Source organism: Thalassospira marina (assembly GCF_002844375.1).
GTDB lineage: Bacteria > Pseudomonadota > Alphaproteobacteria > Rhodospirillales > Thalassospiraceae > Thalassospira > Thalassospira marina.
Genome location: NZ_CP024199.1, coordinates 2210841 through 2227676, shown reverse-complemented (window position 1 = coordinate 2227676; position 16836 = coordinate 2210841). Strand labels below are relative to the sequence as shown.

At 53.0% G+C, this 16836-nt stretch carries 15 protein-coding genes; 11 read left to right on the top strand and 4 right to left on the bottom strand.

What is annotated here, in order from left to right; genetic code table 11:
• The first annotated feature begins 9 nt into the window (after window positions 1-9).
• The 10 genes from CSC3H3_RS10190 (at window position 10) to CSC3H3_RS10145 (ending at window position 10096) form a co-directional block, all read left to right on the top strand.
• Window positions 10-1173 (top strand): 1-deoxy-D-xylulose-5-phosphate reductoisomerase, encoded by a 1164-nt coding sequence (locus tag CSC3H3_RS10190; protein ID WP_101284753.1) that lies wholly within the window; start codon window positions 10-12, stop codon window positions 1171-1173.
• Window positions 1174-1204: 31 nt separating this feature from the next.
• Window positions 1205-2311, top strand: coding sequence for an RIP metalloprotease RseP (rseP, locus tag CSC3H3_RS10185; RefSeq protein WP_101284752.1), 1107 nt, complete (start codon window positions 1205-1207; stop codon window positions 2309-2311).
• 23 nt (window positions 2312-2334) lie between these two features.
• A complete protein-coding gene (gene bamA / locus CSC3H3_RS10180; RefSeq protein WP_342751387.1) occupies window positions 2335-4629 on the top strand; it encodes an outer membrane protein assembly factor BamA in 2295 nt (764 codons plus the stop codon).
• Window positions 4629-5207: an OmpH/Skp family outer membrane protein gene (locus tag CSC3H3_RS10175; RefSeq protein WP_101284751.1), complete on the top strand. Its 579-nt coding sequence runs from the start codon at window positions 4629-4631 to the stop codon at window positions 5205-5207. The genes bamA and CSC3H3_RS10175 overlap by 1 nt, the downstream gene beginning before the upstream one ends.
• On the top strand, window positions 5207-6226 hold the full coding sequence (gene lpxD, locus CSC3H3_RS10170) for a UDP-3-O-(3-hydroxymyristoyl)glucosamine N-acyltransferase (protein ID WP_101284750.1): 1020 nt from the start codon (window positions 5207-5209) through the stop codon (window positions 6224-6226). Before CSC3H3_RS10175 ends, lpxD begins: the two co-directional genes overlap by 1 nt.
• A gap of 11 nt (window positions 6227-6237) precedes the next feature.
• Complete coding sequence (gene fabZ, locus CSC3H3_RS10165) at window positions 6238-6687, top strand: 3-hydroxyacyl-ACP dehydratase FabZ (protein ID WP_101271493.1); 450 nt, start codon at window positions 6238-6240, stop codon at window positions 6685-6687.
• 2 nt (window positions 6688-6689) lie between these two features.
• Complete coding sequence (gene lpxA, locus CSC3H3_RS10160; protein WP_101271491.1) at window positions 6690-7493, top strand: acyl-ACP--UDP-N-acetylglucosamine O-acyltransferase; 804 nt, start codon at window positions 6690-6692, stop codon at window positions 7491-7493.
• Window positions 7474-8319, top strand: coding sequence for an LpxI family protein (locus CSC3H3_RS10155; RefSeq protein WP_101284749.1), 846 nt, complete (start codon window positions 7474-7476; stop codon window positions 8317-8319). Before lpxA ends, CSC3H3_RS10155 begins: the two co-directional genes overlap by 20 nt.
• A complete protein-coding gene (gene lpxB, locus CSC3H3_RS10150; protein ID WP_101286182.1) occupies window positions 8312-9553 on the top strand; it encodes a lipid-A-disaccharide synthase in 1242 nt (413 codons plus the stop codon). Before CSC3H3_RS10155 ends, lpxB begins: the two co-directional genes overlap by 8 nt.
• Window positions 9554-9655: 102 nt before the next feature.
• The gene (locus tag CSC3H3_RS10145) at window positions 9656-10096 is read left to right on the top strand and encodes a VOC family protein (RefSeq protein WP_101284748.1); all 441 of its coding nucleotides are present in this window, start codon (window positions 9656-9658) and stop codon (window positions 10094-10096) included.
• A 177-nt stretch (window positions 10097-10273) separates the two neighbouring features.
• On the opposite strand, the gene CSC3H3_RS10140 is transcribed toward CSC3H3_RS10145, so the two are convergent.
• Window positions 10274-11581, bottom strand: a complete 1308-nt coding sequence (locus tag CSC3H3_RS10140) for a citrate synthase (RefSeq protein WP_101271483.1) — start codon at window positions 11579-11581, stop codon at window positions 10274-10276.
• 109 nt (window positions 11582-11690) lie between these two features.
• Window positions 11691-13100, bottom strand: coding sequence for a glutamate--tRNA ligase (gltX, locus tag CSC3H3_RS10135; protein ID WP_101284747.1), 1410 nt, complete (start codon window positions 13098-13100; stop codon window positions 11691-11693).
• 248 nt (window positions 13101-13348) lie between these two features.
• Here gltX and CSC3H3_RS10130 point away from each other — a divergent pair, with 248 nt between their 5' ends.
• Window positions 13349-15364, top strand: a complete 2016-nt coding sequence (locus tag CSC3H3_RS10130) for a ComEC/Rec2 family competence protein (RefSeq protein WP_172963414.1) — start codon at window positions 13349-13351, stop codon at window positions 15362-15364.
• 18 nt (window positions 15365-15382) lie between these two features.
• Here CSC3H3_RS10130 and lexA read toward each other — a convergent pair whose 3' ends face one another.
• Together lexA and moaC are read right to left on the bottom strand one after the other, a co-directional pair.
• The gene (gene lexA / locus CSC3H3_RS10125) at window positions 15383-16096 is read right to left on the bottom strand and encodes a transcriptional repressor LexA (RefSeq protein ID WP_101284745.1); all 714 of its coding nucleotides are present in this window, start codon (window positions 16094-16096) and stop codon (window positions 15383-15385) included.
• 229 nt (window positions 16097-16325) lie between these two features.
• Window positions 16326-16805 (bottom strand): cyclic pyranopterin monophosphate synthase MoaC, encoded by a 480-nt coding sequence (moaC, locus tag CSC3H3_RS10120; RefSeq protein ID WP_101284744.1) that lies wholly within the window; start codon window positions 16803-16805, stop codon window positions 16326-16328.
• Window positions 16806-16836: the final 31 nt, after the last annotated feature.

The following is a 16836-nucleotide window of genomic DNA, read 5'->3' as shown; positions in this document are numbered from 1 at the left end:
TGGTGCCGGATGTCGGTTACGAAATCTGTTTGCATTATGGGTGTTACCGGTTCCATCGGTAAAAGCACGGCTGATGTCGTTCTTGCCCATTCTGACCGTTACCGTGTTGATGCGGTCACGGCGCATCGAAATGTTTCCGAACTTGCCCGCATGGCAATCGAGCTTCGCGCCCGCTATGCCGTTATTGCTGATCCTGCCCTTTATGACGATCTGAAAGCTGCCCTTGCCGGTACCGGTATCGAAGTTGGGGCAGGGGAAACGGCCTTGATTGAGGCGGCAGAACGTCCTTCTGACATTGTTATTGCCGGTATTGTGGGGGCCGCAGGGCTGCGGGCAACCCTTGCCGCCATCCGCCGTGGTGCGGTTATTGGTTTGGCGAACAAGGAAACGCTGGTTTGTGCGGGCGAGTTGATGATGGAAGAGGTTCGCAAATATGGTGCGACCATCATTCCCGTTGATTCTGAACATAGTGCGATCTTTCAGGTACTCGACCGCGATGCGACCGACAAGGTCGAACGTATTTTGCTAACGGCATCTGGCGGCCCGTTTCGGACCTGGTCACTGGCTGATATGGCCGATGTCAGCCGTGAGCAGGCACTGGCCCATCCGAACTGGAGCATGGGCGCTAAAATCTCGATCGATTCTGCGACCATGATGAATAAGGGGTTGGAACTGATCGAGGCATGTCGCCTGTTTCCGGTGCCAGAGCCCCAGGTGGAAATTCTGGTGCATCCGCAATCGGTGATTCACAGCATGGTTGAATATGTTGATGGATCGGTTCTGGCTCAGTTGGGAACGCCTGATATGCGAACCCCAATTGCCTATGCGCTTGGCTGGCCCGAACGGCTGGAATTGAAGCTGCCGCGCCTTGATTTTACGGCCATTGGCCAGTTCAGTTTTGAAGCGCCAGATATCAATCGTTTTCCTGCCTTGCGACTGGCGCGTGAAGCCTTGCGAAGCGGGGGCACCCTGCCTATTGTTCTTAACGCTGCGAATGAAGTTGCCGTCGCCGCCTTCCTGGCTGGCCGTATCGGTTTTCTTGATATTGCGAACCTTGTCGAAGCAACCATGGCCTCCCATGCTGATGAAAAGCTGGTGGATATCGACCATGTGTTTGCCACCGACGCGGTCGCACGGTGCAGCACCGAGGACATGATCACCCAAAAGGCCTAGTTGGCCTGTCTGAATCTAGGAAGACTGCTTGATGGTCACTATTCTTGCGTTTCTGTTTGTTTTGTCTGTTCTGGTTTTTGTCCATGAATATGGGCATTACTGGGTCGCGATCAAAGCCGGGGTAAAGGTTGAATCCTTTTCCATCGGCTTTGGCCCTGAAATTGTTGGCTGGAACGACAAAAGCGGAACACGCTGGAAAATCAGTGCATTGCCCCTGGGCGGTTATGTCAAGATGTATGGTGACATGAACCCGGCCAGTGCGGGCATGCGCGATGATCTGACCGAAGAAGAAAGCAAACACGCTTTCCATCACAAAGGCCTTCTGGCGCGCGCGGCCATTGTGTTTGCCGGGCCATTTGCCAATTTCATTTTCGCGATTGTGATTTTCACCATCCTGTTTGCCGCCGTTGGCCAACAGCGCGCCTTGCCGGTAGTGGGTGATGTTTCGCCGGACAGTGCCGCGGCAAGTGCTGGCCTGCAGTCGGACGACCAGATTTTGGCTGTCGATGGGCAATCCATTGAATGGTTTGACGAACTTTCGGTTCTTATCCGTCAGAAACCCGGCCAGCAGGTGGATTTAACCGTTAAACGTGGCGAGAACACCATCGAAGTCATGGCAACACCCGAAGCCGTAACACAGGGTGATGGCCCCGATGCCGTGACATTTGGCCGCCTTGGCGTTAGTGCGGGCAAGTTTGTGTCGCACCGTGACGGATTTTTTGATGCGGTCGGGCACGGCGTTAACACAACTTTCGGAATTGTAACGCAAACATTCAGCGCGATTGGCGAAATGATTGCGGGTGAACGTGACAGTTCCGAACTGGGTGGGCCGATCCGAATTGCGCAGATGTCCGGTCAGGTTGCAGAAGGGGGCATTGCTCCGCTGCTATCCTTTATGGGGTATCTGTCTGTCAGTCTTGGATTGATCAACCTGATGCCTGTTCCGCTTCTTGATGGCGGGCATCTGGTTTTTTACCTGATCGAAGCTCTGCGCGGTAAACCAATGAGTGCGAAAGCACAAGAATATGGTTTCCGTCTTGGCGCGGGTTTGGTATTCAGCTTAATCATTTTTGCAACATGGAATGATCTGTCGCATCTGGGCGTCTGGAATTTCTTCAAGGGCCTGGCCGGCGGATGACTGCACATATCAGGGGGTTGGTTTTGCTGCGAAAAATGCGAACTGCTGCGATGATGGTCGCCCTTGCGGGCGCCACGGCCCCGGCTTTTATGCCGGTTGATGCCCAGGCTCAGAACTATCCTACCATCCAGCAGATCCGCGTGGAAGGGAACAACCGTATCGAGACCGGTACGGTGGATGCATACCTTAAAGTACGCGCAGGCGACTCTTATGATCCGCAAAAGATCAACGACTCGCTTAAGGCTTTGTTTGCGACCGATCTGTTCGCGGACGTTTCCATCTCCTATGATGATGGCACGATGGTTGTGAAGGTGGTTGAAAACCCCATCATCAACCGTATTGCCTTTGAAGGTAATAACCACCTTAAAGACGACGCCCTGACAACCGAGGTGCAGCTTAAACCCCGCGTGGTTTATACACGCACGAAGGTCCAGGCTGACGTTCAGCGTATTCTTGACCTGTATCGTCGTTCCGGCCGTTTTGCCGCCACGGTGAACCCCAAAGTCATTCAGCGCGACCAGAACCGTGTTGACCTTGTTTTTGAAATCAAGGAAGGCGAAGCGACCGGCGTACGCCGCATCAACTTTGTCGGTAACAAGGCGTTTGATGACGGTGAATTGCAGGGTGTGATCCGCACCACCACCAGTGCCTGGTGGAAAATCCTGACGTCGGATGACAATTACGATCCTGACCGCGTGACCTTTGACCGCGAATTGCTGCGCCGTTTCTATCTGGCGGCTGGCTATGCGGATTTCCAGGTGCTGTCATCGGTGGCCGAACTGACGCCGGACCGTTCTGACTTCTTTATTACCTATACGGTCAATGAAGGCGAACGTTACAAATTCGGTGATATCAAGATCAATTCCGAAATTGAAAAGCTGGATGTCAGTGAACTGACACCGCTGATCAAGGTGGAAAACGGCGACTGGTACAATTCCGAAGTTGTCGATGACATGATCAAGTCACTGACGGATTATGTTGGTGACCGGGGTTATGCCTTTGTCGATATCAAACCGGAAATCAAACGCGACCGTGAAAACAACACGATCAATGTGACCTTTAACATCACCAAAGGTCCGAAGGTTTACGTTGAACGCATTGATATTGTTGGTAACGTCCGTACGCTTGATGAGGTTATCCGTCGCGAATTCCGTTTCGTTGAAGGCGACGCATTTAGCAGCTCGAAACTGAACCGTTCGCGCCAGCGTATTGAAAACCTCAACTTCTTCAAAAATGTCGATGTCAAAACCCTTCCGGGCAGCGAACCTGACAAATCGGTTGTTGAAGTTGATGTTGACGAAAAATCGACCGGCGAATTTTCGATCGGTGCCGGTTACGGTACTGACCAGGGTCCTTTTGGTCAGGCCGGTATTCGCGAACGTAACCTTCTTGGTCGCGGCCAGGATTTGCGCCTTGGCTTTACCGTTGGTGGCCGTAGCCGTCAGGTCGATCTGTCATTCACCGAACCGTATTTCATGGGTCGTGATGTCAGTGCCGGCTTTGATATCTTCCGCCGCGAAGACGATAACCAGGACGAAAGCTCGTATGATGAAGAACAGACCGGTTTTGGTCTGCGTGCCGGTTATAACTTTACCGAGCATCTGAGCCAGCAGGTTCGTTACGGTTTCGAGCTTGATAAATATTCTGATGTTGATTCCGATGCATCGCGTCTTCTGCGTGAAGAAGATCCGGAATTCAGTGAGTCAACCATCGGTCAGACACTGACCTACGATCAGCGTGACAGCTCGGTCTCGCCGAAAGAAGGGTATTTCGCCCAGGTTTCGAATGATCTTGCTGGTCTTGGTGGTTCGGAACGTTATCTGAAATCACGTGTGTCGGCTGGTTACTACTTCCCGCTTGATCGCCAGAAAGAATGGGTGCTGAGCACCAAGGGTTCTTCGGGCTATATCTTCGGGATTGGCAAAGATACGCGCATTTCGCAGCGCTTCCTGCTGGGTGGTTCAAGTTTGCGTGGTTTTGCGGCCGGGGGGGTCGGACCACGTGACATCGCAAGCGGTGACGCCGTCGGTGGTAAATTCTACTATGCCGGCACCGTTCAGATGGACTTCCCGCTGGGACTGCCGTCCGAGTTTGCGCTTAAAGGCCGTATCTTCTCGGACTTCGGTTCGGCATCTGGGGTAGATGGCGATCAACCGGGCGAAATGTTTGATACCGGTTCGCTTCGCGGGTCTGTTGGTATTGGGGTAGGCTGGGAATCACCGTTTGGCCCGATTGGTGTTGACCTTTCGCAGGCTGTTCTCAAAGAAGATTATGACAAAGAGGAAGTGTTCCGTCTGAACTTCGGAACCAGATTCTGATGTATATGATGAAAACCGCCCAACGATTTCTAGTAATTGCCTTGATGGTGATGGGTTTTGGCATGCAGGCACATGCGCAGGGAACCGACGCCAAACAGGAAACAACCGCGATTGTCATGATCGTCGACTTTGAAGGCATCATGCGTGAAGCCTCTGCCATGCAGGATATGCGCAAGCAGGTGGAAAAACGTCGTGACTCCTATCAGTCTGAAATCGAAAAACGCCAGCAGGCTCTTCGTGACGAAGACCAGAAGCTTGCCCAGCAACGCACGTTGTTAAGTGCGGATGTTCTGCAGCAGAAACGTGCGGAATTTCAGAAAAAAGTGGCCGAGTTCCAGAAATTCGCCCAGGGCCGTAACAAGGTTCTTGACGAAGCAGTGAACGAAGCGCGGATCAAGTTTCAGAAGAAGCTGATCGAAATTATTGCTGACGTTGCCGAAGAGCGTAGAGCAACCCTGGTTTTGCATAAAAGCCAGGTGATCCTTCATGCCAATGCGATGGATGCAACCAAAGAGATTTTTGATAAAATCAATGCGGCCATTCCCTCGCTGACTGTTGAATTCAAGGAAGCTTCCTGATGGCAGATCCGCGTTTTTTTAGACGCAAAGGGCCATTCGATGCTGCGGAAATCGCCAAGATTTCTGGTGCAACGCTTGTACAGACGACCGGCGCAAGCCGGTCTTTTGTCGATGTGGCGCCTTTGCAGGTGGCAGACGAAACCTGCCTGAGTTTTTTTGACAATCGCAAATATATCGATGCCTTTGTCGCGAGCAAGGCTGGTGCCTGCTTTGCGCGCCCGGAATTTGCCGATCGCGCGCCCGAAGGCATGATTGTTTTCACAAGCGACGATCCTTACCGCGCCTATGCAAAGGCGGCGACGGTGTTTTACCCGGCCGAGGGTGCAAACGGTGAAATTTCGGACGGCGCCCACATTCACCCCAGCGCGCGCCTTGGCAACAATGTTCAGGTTGATCCTGGTGCGGTGATTGAAGAAAACGCCGAAATTGGTGATGGTACGCGCATTGCAGCAAATGCGGTTATTGGCCGCGGTGTTGTCATCGGTGCGGGTTGTTATATCGGCCCGGGTGCGGCTTTGACGCATACGCTGGTTGGCAACTTGTGCATTATCCATTCCGGTGCGCGTATTGGCCAGGATGGTTTTGGTTTTGCCATGGGCCCGCAGGGCCATTTAAAGGTTCCGCAGCTTGGCCGTGTTGTGATTGGCAATGACGTCGAGATCGGTGCGAACGCCACGATTGACCGTGGTGCCGGGCCTGACACCGTCATTGGCAATGGTTGCCGTATCGACAATCTGGTGCAAATCGGCCATAACGTTGAAATGGGTATGGGCTGCGTAATTGTCGCGCAGGTTGGCATTTCCGGGTCGACCAAGCTTGGGCATTTTGTTGTCGCAGGCGGGCAGGCAGGCATTACCGGCCATCTGACATTGGGCGACGGTGCCAAAATTGCCGCGCAGGCTGGTGTCATGAAAGATATGAAACCAGGCGATGTTGTTGGTGGCAGCCCGGCTGTTCCCATGATGGAATATCACAAGCAGACAGTTGCGCTTTCGCGACTGATACGAAAAAAGAAATAAGGGCACTGTTTATGACCGAACTGGCAAGTGTTGATATCCAGCGTATTCTGGAGATGATTCCGCATCGTTATCCGTTCCTGCTGATCGATAAGGTCGTTGATATTGCAGCAAATGAATCTGCTGTCGGTATCAAGAATGTAACGATGAACGAACCGCAGTTTACCGGTCACTTCCCGCAGCAGCCGATTATGCCGGGCGTGCTTATTATTGAATCGATGGCACAGACAGCTGCCATCCTGGTGGTTCATACCCTGGGTGCCGATTCAGAAGGCAAGCTGGTTTATTTCATGAGCATCGATAGTGCACGTTTCCGCAAGCCGGTTGTGCCGGGCGATGTGATGCATATCCATGTTCGCAAGAAACAGAGCCGTGGTCCGGTCTGGAAATTCGAAAGTGAAGTTCGTGTTGACGGCGTGGTTGTTGCCGAAGCAACGATTGCTGCGATGATCCGGGATAATTGATAATGGCAAACGTGCATCCGACAGCAATTGTCGAAGACGGTGCGCAGCTCGGTCAGGATGTCGAAATCGGCCCCTATAGCATGGTGGGCGCTTCGGTAGTTCTGGGGGACCGGGTGAAACTGCACTCGCATGTGGTTGTCGCGGGTAACACGACAATCGGCGAAGATGGTGTGGTTTTTCCCTTTGCCTCGATCGGTCATGCGCCGCAGGACCTGAAATTCAAGGGTGAAGCATCCCGCCTTGTCGTAGGTAAACGGGTCAAGATTCGCGAAGGCGTGACGATGAACCCGGGTACCGAAGGCGGCGGCATGCTGACTTCCGTGGGTGACGATTGCCTTGTCATGGCGGGTGCCCATGTTGGCCATGACTGCATGGTGGGCAACCACTGTATTCTGGTCAATAACGCAACGCTTGCCGGGCACGTTCATGTGGACGATTTCGCCATTGTTGGTGGTTTGTCGGCTGTTCACCAGTTTGTGCGTATCGGCCGCCACGCCATGATTGGTGGCATGACCGGTGTTGAAAGCGACGTTATCCCTTATGGGTCGGTTATTGGTAACCGTGCCTATCTGTCGGGCCTTAACATCGTTGGTCTGAAGCGTCGCGGGTTTGATCGTGAAACGATCCATTCTCTGCGCAAGGCATATCGTCTGGTCTTTGCCCATGAGGGGACACTTGCCGAACGTGTTGAAGAAGTCGCCAAAGACTTTGCCGATGTCGGCCCTGTCATGGAAATTATCAACTTTTTGAAAGCAGAGAGCACACGCTCCGTCTGTACCCCGAAATATGACAGCTCCGCAGGGTAAAATTGGCCTGATAGCTGGTGGTGGTGATCTTCCCGCCCGCCTTGTCGACGCAGCCAAAGCGTCGGGGCGGGCGGTGTTCGTTATTGCGCTTGACGGTCATTGCGACACCCCTGAAACCATTGGCGCGCCCTATGAAACCATTCGTATTGGCGCAGCGGGTAAAATCCTGTCGCGTCTGAAGGCCGAAGGGTGTGTTGATGTTGTGCTGGCGGGTAAGGTCAAACGGCCGTCATTTGCTTCTATCCGCCCTGATTTACGGGCTGCCAAGCTGCTGGCTAAAATTGGCCTGAAGTCACTTGGCGATGACGGGCTTTTACGCATTATCGGCCAGGAACTTGAACGGGACGGTTTCCGCCTTGTCGGTGCCCACGAAATTATGGCTGATCTGGTCGCGCCGGAAGGGACGCTGGGTGCGGTAGAACCCAGTGACCAGGCATTAAGTGATGCCCGGCGCGGTCAGGAAATTGCCAGGGTTTTGGGCAGTGTTGATGTCGGGCAGGGATGCATTGTGCAGCAGGGGCTGGTCCTTGCTGTCGAGGCGATTGAAGGGACGGATGAAATGATCCGTCGTTCAGCAGGTTACGCCCGGCCTGGTGTGGGTGGTGTTTTGGTGAAAACCAGTAAACCTCAGCAGGATCGCCGTCTTGATTTGCCTGCGATTGGCGTAACAACTGTCGAGCAGGCACATGCAGCAGGGTTATCAGGCATTGCTGTTCAGGCAGGCGGTACCATGATCATTGACCGTAAAAATGTTATCGCAAAAGCCGATGAGCTTGGGATTTTCCTGATTGGTCTGCCTGATCGTGGCGGTGCTGACCATGACTGATGATTTGCATAGTCCTTCTGGTGATTTTGCCGTTGCGACATCATCGATCACTTCAGGATCGGCTGCGTCTCGACCCCTGAAAATCATGCTGGTTGCTGGCGAGGCTTCGGGCGACCAGTTGGGCGGGCGGTTGATGGCGGCTCTCAAGCGGCAACACGCTAATATTACGTTTATTGGTGTTGGTGGCCCGCGCATGATTGGCGAGGGGATGCAAAGCCTGTTTTCGATGAATGAAATGTCGGTTATGGGCCTGGCTGAAATTATCCCCCATATCCCGCGGCTGTTGCGCCGTATTCGTGAAACTGCAGATCTGGCCCTGGCAGAGCGCCCGGATGTTGTGGTGACGATAGACGCACCTGATTTCAGTTTTCGTGTTGGCAAGAAACTGGCCACTGCGGGGATTCCGCTGGTGCATTATGTTGCGCCTTCTGTTTGGGCCTGGCGGCCGGGCAGGGCGCGCAAAATTGCAAAATTCCTGGATCATTTGCTGGCTTTGCTGCCCTTTGAGCCGCCTTACTTTGAGCGCGAGGGCCTTGCAACCACATTTATTGGTCATTCGGCTGTCGAAGAACGGCATGGCGGCGATGCCGGGCGGTTTCGGGCTCAGCATGGGCTGACAGCAGATCAAAAAGTGATCGCTATTCTGCCGGGCAGCCGCCATTCCGAAGTTTCGCGGCTGTTGCCGGTTTTTCGCGATGTTGTGGTGCGACTGGCAAATGATGACCCCGATGCCTGTTTTGTCATGCCAACGGTTAGCAAGGTAGAAGATACAGTGCGCCAGGTTACGTCAGAATGGCCTGTAAAGACCGTTGTTGTCGCAACGGATCAGGAACGGCGCGATGCTTTTAGTTGCGCTCATGCGGCTTTGGCAGCGTCTGGCACCGTATCGCTGGAGCTTGGCATTGTCGGTGTTCCGCATGTCATTGGCTATCGCGTTAGTGCCACGAGTGCCTGGCTGGCGCGGAAGTTGTTGAAGGTTGATACTGTTACCATCATCAATCTGGTCCTGGGGCGGAAACTGGTGCCGGAATATCTGCAGGAAGACTGCACGGCAGATAAGCTTTATCACGCGATGAAAAAGCTGAATGATTTGGGCGAACGGCGCGATGAACAGCTTGCCGGGTTTGATGAGGCAACGACGCTTTTGGGGTTTGGGCAGACGCCGCCAAGCGATAAGGCAGCAAGCGTTGTTTTAGAGATCGCGCAACAGGGCAAACAGCAGCGACCAAAATAACGTTAGGCCTGCTGGTAAAAGTTTTGCAACTTGCCGGTTCTCAAGCCCGTGGATTTGCATTAGTTTTCCCCCATTCCAAGGTTCAAACCGGAGACTGGTTTAATGCGTTATTTGCATACGATGGTTCGCGTCAAAGACGTTGATGCCTCCCTTAACTTTTATTGCAACTTGCTGGGCATGGACGAAACCCGCCGTCACGAAAGTGAAAAAGGCCGTTTCACCCTGATCTATCTTGCACCGCCCCATGATGTGCCCAGTGCCAAAGCAAACAAAATGCCGGAACTGGAACTGACCTATAACTGGGATCCGGAAGAATATACCGGTGGTCGCAATTTTGGCCATCTGGCCTATGAAGTCGAAGACATTTATGCCCTGTGCCAGAAGCTGATGTATGCAGGTGTGACCATCAATCGTCCGCCCCGTGACGGGCATATGGCGTTTGTTCGTTCGCCCGATGGTATTTCCATCGAACTGCTTCAGCAGGGCGAATCACTGGCACCGGCAGAGCCCTGGGCCAGCATGGAAAATACCGGTAGCTGGTAATCAGCATTTCGCTGAATAGGCAGAATACCCAATCATACAGACAAAGCTCCCGTCATCAGGCGGGGGCTTTTTTGTTGCCCCGAAGGTGGGCGATAAAAAAACTCCCTGCCGTGGGGCAGGGAGCTTGAGATCTGCGATCAGCTATGGAAGCTGAGCAGGAAGGGATGCAAACCGTGATTAACGGGCATCGACTTCCTTGAATTCGCGTTCGACATCGCCGGTGAACAGCTGACGCGGACGGCCGATTTTCTGTGAAGGATCTTCGATCATTTCCTTCCACTGGGCAATCCAGCCAACCGTACGGGCGACTGCGAACAGAACGGTGAACATGCTTTCCGGAATGCCCATCGCCTTGAAAATGATGCCCGAATAGAAATCGACGTTCGGGTACAGTTTCTTTTCGACGAAGTAATCGTCTTCGCGAGCGATGCGTTCAAGTTCCTGTGCAACGTCAAGAAGCGGATCCTGAACATTGAGTTCCTTAAGAACTTCATGGCAGGTCGCCTGCATAACTTTGGCGCGCGGGTCATAGTTTTTGTAAACCCGGTGACCAAAGCCCATCAGACGGAACGGATCGTTCTTGTCTTTGGCTTTGTTCACGAACTCGGGAATGTTTTTCACATCACCGATCTGGTTGAGCATCTTCAGAACGGCTTCGTTCGCACCGCCATGTGCCGGACCCCAAAGCGAGGCAATACCAGCAGCAATACAGGCAAACGGGTTCGCACCCGAAGAACCGGCCAGACGAACGGTCGAGGTCGAAGCATTCTGTTCATGGTCAGCATGGAGGATCAGGATACGATCCATTGCTTTTGCCAGAACCGGGTTAACTTCGTATTTCTCACACGGAACACCAAACATCATAGACAGGAAGTTTTCTGCATATGAAAGGTTGTTGTTCGGGTACTGGAACGGCTGGCCGATGGAGTATTTGTACGCCATAGCAGCGATCGTCGGCATTTTCGCGATCAGGCGATAAGCCGAAATCAGGCGCTGGTTCGGGTCGCTGATGTCGGTACTGTCATGATAGAAAGCAGACATCGCACCAACAGAACCGCACATGATTGCCATCGGGTGGGCGTCACGACGGAAGCCGTTATAGAAGTTGCGCATCTGTTCATGCACCATGGTGTGCATGGTGATGTCGCCACGGAATTTGTCACGTTCTGCGGTGTTCGGCAGGTTGCCGTACAGCAGCAGGTAGCAAACTTCAAGGAAGTCAGCTTTTTCAGCCAGATCGTCGATCGCATAGCCACGGTGACGCAGGATACCCTTGTCGCCATCGATATAGGTGATCGTCGATTCACAGCTACCAGTCGAGGTAAAGCCGGGGTCATAGGTGAAGTAACCGGTATCAGCATAAAGTTTGCGGATATCGATGACCGACGGTCCAATATTTCCCTCAAGAACCGGAAGCTCGTACGACTTGCCGTTGGAGTTGTCGGTTAGCGTCACGGTATGGGAAGTCTTGGAATTTTGAGCCATGACTTTTTTCCTTCCCTGTTAACGAACATGGTTTTCGATTGTGTGCAGCATAATGCCGCAGCGCACAAAGCGCAAACAGACTAAAGTTTCCCGATGTTTTTTATTGCTGTTATGCCGCCTCGAATTTTTTGAGACGGTTCAGCGTTTCGGGTTTGCCGAGCACATGCATAACTTCAAAAATGCCCGGTGAAGAATTGGAGCCTGTTAAAGCAGCGCGCAAAGGCTGGGCGACTTTGCCCAGTTTCAGGTCCTTGCTTTCTGCTAACTGCTTGACAACAGCCTCAATGGCTTCTTCCTGCCATGTATCAAGACCAGCCAGTTCATTTGCCAGAGCAGCAAACAATCCGGCGGGAGCTCCGTCGATCAATGCCTGTGCCTTGTCATTGAAAGACAGTACGCCGTTTGTGACATAGAAAGTGGCTGATTGAGCCAACTCGGTAAGGATCTTGGCTCTTTCTTTAAGCCCTGACATGCCCTTGATCAAGGTTTCTTTCTGCACTGCATCTAAATTGCTAAGCCCAATTTCAGCTGCAATGGCAGGTGCAATCAGCTCTGCCAGTCGAGCATCATCAGCCTGACGTATATAAATTCCGTTCAGATTGGTGAGTTTCGCGAAGTCAAAACGTGATGCACCCTTGCCGACATCGGCAATGTCAAACCATTCAATTGCCTGGTCGGTAGAAATGACTTCGTCATCGCCGTGCCCCCAGCCCAGACGCAACAGATAGTTATTGATTGCTTCTGGCAGGAAACCCATTTCGTCACGGTAGGCTTCAACCCCAAGTGCCCCATGGCGCTTGGAAAGTTTGGCCCCGTCCGGTCCGTGAATCAGCGGAATATGCGCAAAGGTGGGGACATCCCAGCCCATCGCGTCATAAAGCGCTTTCTGGCGAAATGCGTTGGTCAAGTGATCATCACCGCGAATAACGTGGGTAATGCCCATGTCGTGGTCGTCGACCACAACAGACAGCATGTAGGTTGGAGTGCCATCGGCACGCAGGATGATATAGTCGTCGAGCTGGTCGTTCGCCACCCGTACTTCACCCTGAACCTGGTCATTAATAACAGAATCACCCTCAAGTGGGGCCTTCAGGCGTACGACAGGTTTAACACCTTCAGGGGCTTCACTCGCATCGCGATCGCGCCAGCGGCCGTCATACTTCATCGGGCGGCCTTCTGCGCGGGCTTTTTCGCGCATTTCGGTCAGTTCTTCGGGCGAGCAATAGCAAAAATATGCTTTGCCGGCTTCAACCAGGCTATGGGCAACTTCAGCATGGCGGTCGCGGCGGGCGAACTGCATGACGGGTTCTTCGTCAGCGTTCAGGCCCAGCCAGTTCAAACCGGCAAAAATCGCATCAACAGCTTCGGGGGTCGAACGCTCCCGGTCGGTATCTTCAATACGCAGCAGAAATTTGCCGCCGGTATGTTTGGCATAAAGCCAGTTATAAAGGGCGGTACGTGCACCACCAATATGCAGGAACCCGGTCGGAGACGGGGCAAAACGGGTAACAACCGTCATTCGCTTTATCCATTTTTTCTGGATGTTGTCGCTTGTCGTTAAGACATTTGGCGTGCACGCTATATCATATTCGTAATGCTGTTGCACCACAGCGGATGATAGATAAAAGCCCGAGGCGCGCTATACCATTAAACATTCGTCGAATAAGATGGCAGCAAATTACTTTTTTTCAAGGTCTTAACGTTGTTTTTGAGCATGTTGCAACAGCGTTGGCCGATGACCGTGAAAAGTGGATTTTGTCATTTGCCATGTTCCTTGGGTTGGGTCAGGCGGTTTATTTTTCGCTCCTGGCGCAACCTTCGGACTATTTGTTGTTTTTTGCCCTGCTGCTGGCGGCAGCCGGGTTATGGCTGAGTCGTCATCATGTTATCGCGTTTTTCTGTTGCCTGATGTTCGCTGCCGCCATTCTGGGCGGTGTGGTTGTGCAGGCGCATCTTTACCGGCTACAGGGCCCAGTCCTGCTCAAACCGGTTTATGTCGAAGATTTGCAGGGCAAAATTCTTTCGGCTGAGCCACGGGATGGTCGCACCCGTTTGATTATGGAACCTGCCCATATTGATGGGCTGGATGATGAACAGGTGCCCGACAGGGTCAGGATATCTGTCCTGGGGGATGTTGTGGCACGTCCTGGTGATGGTTTTGCCGGTAAGGCAAAGCTGTTTCCCTTAAGTGTGCCGGAAACGCCAGGCGACCCGGATTTCGCCCGGAACCTCTATTTCGATGGCATTGGTGCCACGGGTTTCGCCCTTGGACAGAGTTTTCAGATCATCCCGGCCCATGATGCGACGTTGGGTGAGTATTTGTCTGGTCTGGTTGAAAATACACGATTGACGATTATGACGCAGATTAATGCCGGGCTGGAGCCGGTAAAGGCCGGTTTGACCAATGCCATCCTGGTCGGCGAGCGCGGCGGCGTGCCGCCGGATCTGGCAGAGGATTTGCGAAAATCAGGGCTGGCCCATTTGCTGGCAATATCCGGGCTGCATATGGGGCTGTTATGTGGCGTGGTGTTTTTTGTGGTCCGGTTTGGTTTGGCCTTGGTCCCATCCATTGCCTTACGGCACCCCATTAAAAAATGGGCAGCCGTTGCGGGCTTTGTCATTGGGGCATTGTATCTGCTGTTGTCAGGGGCGACGGTACCAACCCAGCGTGCCTTTGTGATGACTGCGATTGTTCTGTTTGCCGTTCTTATGGACCGGCGCGCCATTTCGCTTCGCCTGGTCGCGATTGCCGCCATTACGGTGATGGTGTTGCGGCCTGATGCCATTTTAGGGGCCAGCTTTCAGCTTTCTTTTGCTGCGGTCACCGTGCTGGTGGCGTTTTATCAGGGGCGTGGGGCGCTTTTAATCGCCGGGCAGCGTGATTTGCCGCTGTGGCAGCGGGCAGGGCGCTATCTTTTTGTTTTGCTGGTCACCGGGGTCATGGTGACGGCGGTAACAGCCCCTATTATCGGGTTTCATTTTGGGCGGATTTCGTTTTTGGGTGTGATTTCAAACCTGGTTGCGATTCCCCTGATGGCATTCTGGATTATGCCGTGTGTTGTCGCAGTGCTGGTTTTGCTGCCTTTTGGCCTGCAGGCTGCGGCCCTTGCCGTGCTTTCCCCCGGACTGGATATGTTGATTGGTTTGGCGCACTTTATAGCCGGGCAGGATTGGGGGCTTTGGCATATTGCGCAGCCATCGGCCTTGGCTGTTATTTGTGCTCTGCTGGCATTGTTATGGGTGCTGATCTGGCAGCGCCGCGTGCTATGGCCAATTGCAATTGTGCCAATGGGGGCCGCCGTCATTTTTGTCATTACGGCGAAAACGCCAGATCTGCTCATTGGCGGGGATCAAAAAGATTGGGCATTGGTAAGGGATGACAATGACGGGCTGACATTTAACAGCCGTGCCAGCAGCTTTCACCGCGATATCTGGAATGCACGTTTTGGCACAGGTTTTGATGCCAAAATCAGTGCCGATCAGCGTTGTGAATTTGAAAGGTGCTGGCTTAAAAAGAATGGAAAAGTAATTGTAATTTCAGAAAAAATTTCTGATCCATTTTATCTTTGTCGTCATGCCGACGTGATTGTGACCCTGAAACAGGATTTCCCGAAACATGTGCGCAAATCATGCACCCGATCACCGCTTGTGATTGATGATGATGTTTTGTGGTGGCAGGGTGGTGTTGCCGTTTATCTGGAAAACGGGCAGGCACCAGCGCATTATGAAACGGTACGGCAGACCAGCGGTAATTGGCCCTGGATTGTGATTGGCGGTCGCTGATCTGCCCGAAAGGTGTGGTTAATACTGGCGCAACAGGCCAATAAGCCGGCCCTGGATTTGAACACGTTCAGGCGGCAGGGCGCGGGTTTCGTAACGGGCATTGGCCGGTTCCAGCAACACCTGGCCCAGACCCCGCTTGATACGTTTCAGGGTTGCTTCGCTGTCATCGACAAGGGCAACAACAATGGTGCCGTCATTGGCATGTTCGCAACGCTGGATCAAAACCGTATCGCCATCAAGAATACCGGCTTCGATCATTGAATCGCCCGAAACCTCAAGCGCGTAATGTTCACCCGTGCCCAGAAGGGCCGCAGGCACCTGTACATGGGTGCTTTGGTCACGCAGGGCTTCAATTGGTGTACCTGCTGCAATCCGGCCATAAAGGGGCAGGGAAACGCTTTCCTGAATTTCGGAAAAGGCCGATGGCACCATGGCCGGACGATGGGTTGTTTTCCGCGCCGATGAAATGGGCGTGACCCGTGCGCTGCTGGGCGTTGCCGGTGCTTCATCCTCGTTATTGTCGGGAAGACGCAACACTTCAAGGGCGCGGGCCCGGTGCGCAAGGCGGCGAATGAAGCCGCGTTCTTCAAGGCCGGTAATCAGGCGATGGATGCCCGATTTGGATTTAAGGTTCAACGCTTCCTTCATTTCGTCGAATGAAGGTGAAATACCGTGATCGCGAAGGTGATTGTCGATATAGACCAGCAATTCATATTGCTTGCGCGTCAGCATGGCATTTTCCCAAACCCAAATAAGAACAAATCGAATACATTAATGTTCTACTTTGGTTCTGATCGTCGGTCAAGCGTCTTGCAAGGGGGAAGGACACCAAAAACGTGTCTGTTTTGCACCGAACACTGATCAGGCATGCGCATTGTTGGAATGCCGACAGGAATTTGATCAGCGCATTTCATGATGAATAAACGGCGTTTTGGGGCCAGGAAAATTGCCCGCAATTGTGTTAATCGGCAACGAAAGTGCCTGATTTTCCGCCTTCTTTATAAACGACGCGGATATCCGTAAGCTGCATGGTCTTATCAACGGCCTTGCACATGTCAAAAACTGTCAGCGCCGTAACCGATACTGCCGTCAGGGCTTCCATCTCTACCCCGGTTTTGCCCGATGTTTTGCAGGTAGCGGTGATTTCAACGGCTGGTTCGTTTTCAGCCAGCGTCAGCGTGACCGATACCGAGTCAAGAGGCAGGGGATGGCAAAGGGGAATCAGGTCCGAGGTGCGCTTTGCGCCCATAATGCCCGCCAGTTGCGAAATGGCCAGAACGTCACCTTTTTTATGACCATGGTTTGCAATCAGTTCTGCCGTGGCGGGTTGCATCATCACACGGCCTTTGGCCGTTGCGGTGCGCGTCGTTACGGCTTTGGCTGATACATCAACCATCACGGCGTTACCGCCTTCGTCAAAATGGGTCAGTTTGCTGGTCATTATCGCATCCGGTTTCGGCAGATCAGGGTAG

Bases quoted from the DNA above. Each gene is read 5' to 3' on its own strand.
- gltX (WP_101284747.1), bottom strand. From the start codon at position 13,100: ATGACGGTTGTTACCCGTTTTGCCCCGTCTCCGACCGGGTTCCTGCAT.
- rseP (WP_101284752.1), top strand. From the start codon at position 1,205: ATGGTCACTATTCTTGCGTTTCTGTTTGTTTTGTCTGTTCTGGTTTTT.
- lpxA (WP_101271491.1), top strand. From the start codon at position 6,690: ATGGCAAACGTGCATCCGACAGCAATTGTCGAAGACGGTGCGCAGCTC.
- CSC3H3_RS10130 (WP_172963414.1), top strand. From the start codon at position 13,349: ATGTTCCTTGGGTTGGGTCAGGCGGTTTATTTTTCGCTCCTGGCGCAA.
- CSC3H3_RS10145 (WP_101284748.1), top strand. From the start codon at position 9,656: ATGCGTTATTTGCATACGATGGTTCGCGTCAAAGACGTTGATGCCTCC.
- moaC (WP_101284744.1), bottom strand. From the start codon at position 16,805: ATGACCAGCAAACTGACCCATTTTGACGAAGGCGGTAACGCCGTGATG.
- CSC3H3_RS10175 (WP_101284751.1), top strand. From the start codon at position 4,629: ATGTATATGATGAAAACCGCCCAACGATTTCTAGTAATTGCCTTGATG.
- CSC3H3_RS10190 (WP_101284753.1), top strand. From the start codon at position 10: ATGTCGGTTACGAAATCTGTTTGCATTATGGGTGTTACCGGTTCCATC.
- CSC3H3_RS10140 (WP_101271483.1), bottom strand. From the start codon at position 11,581: ATGGCTCAAAATTCCAAGACTTCCCATACCGTGACGCTAACCGACAAC.
- lpxB (WP_101286182.1), top strand. From the start codon at position 8,312: ATGACTGATGATTTGCATAGTCCTTCTGGTGATTTTGCCGTTGCGACA.
- lexA (WP_101284745.1), bottom strand. From the start codon at position 16,096: ATGCTGACGCGCAAGCAATATGAATTGCTGGTCTATATCGACAATCAC.
- fabZ (WP_101271493.1), top strand. From the start codon at position 6,238: ATGACCGAACTGGCAAGTGTTGATATCCAGCGTATTCTGGAGATGATT.
- CSC3H3_RS10155 (WP_101284749.1), top strand. From the start codon at position 7,474: ATGACAGCTCCGCAGGGTAAAATTGGCCTGATAGCTGGTGGTGGTGAT.
- lpxD (WP_101284750.1), top strand. From the start codon at position 5,207: ATGGCAGATCCGCGTTTTTTTAGACGCAAAGGGCCATTCGATGCTGCG.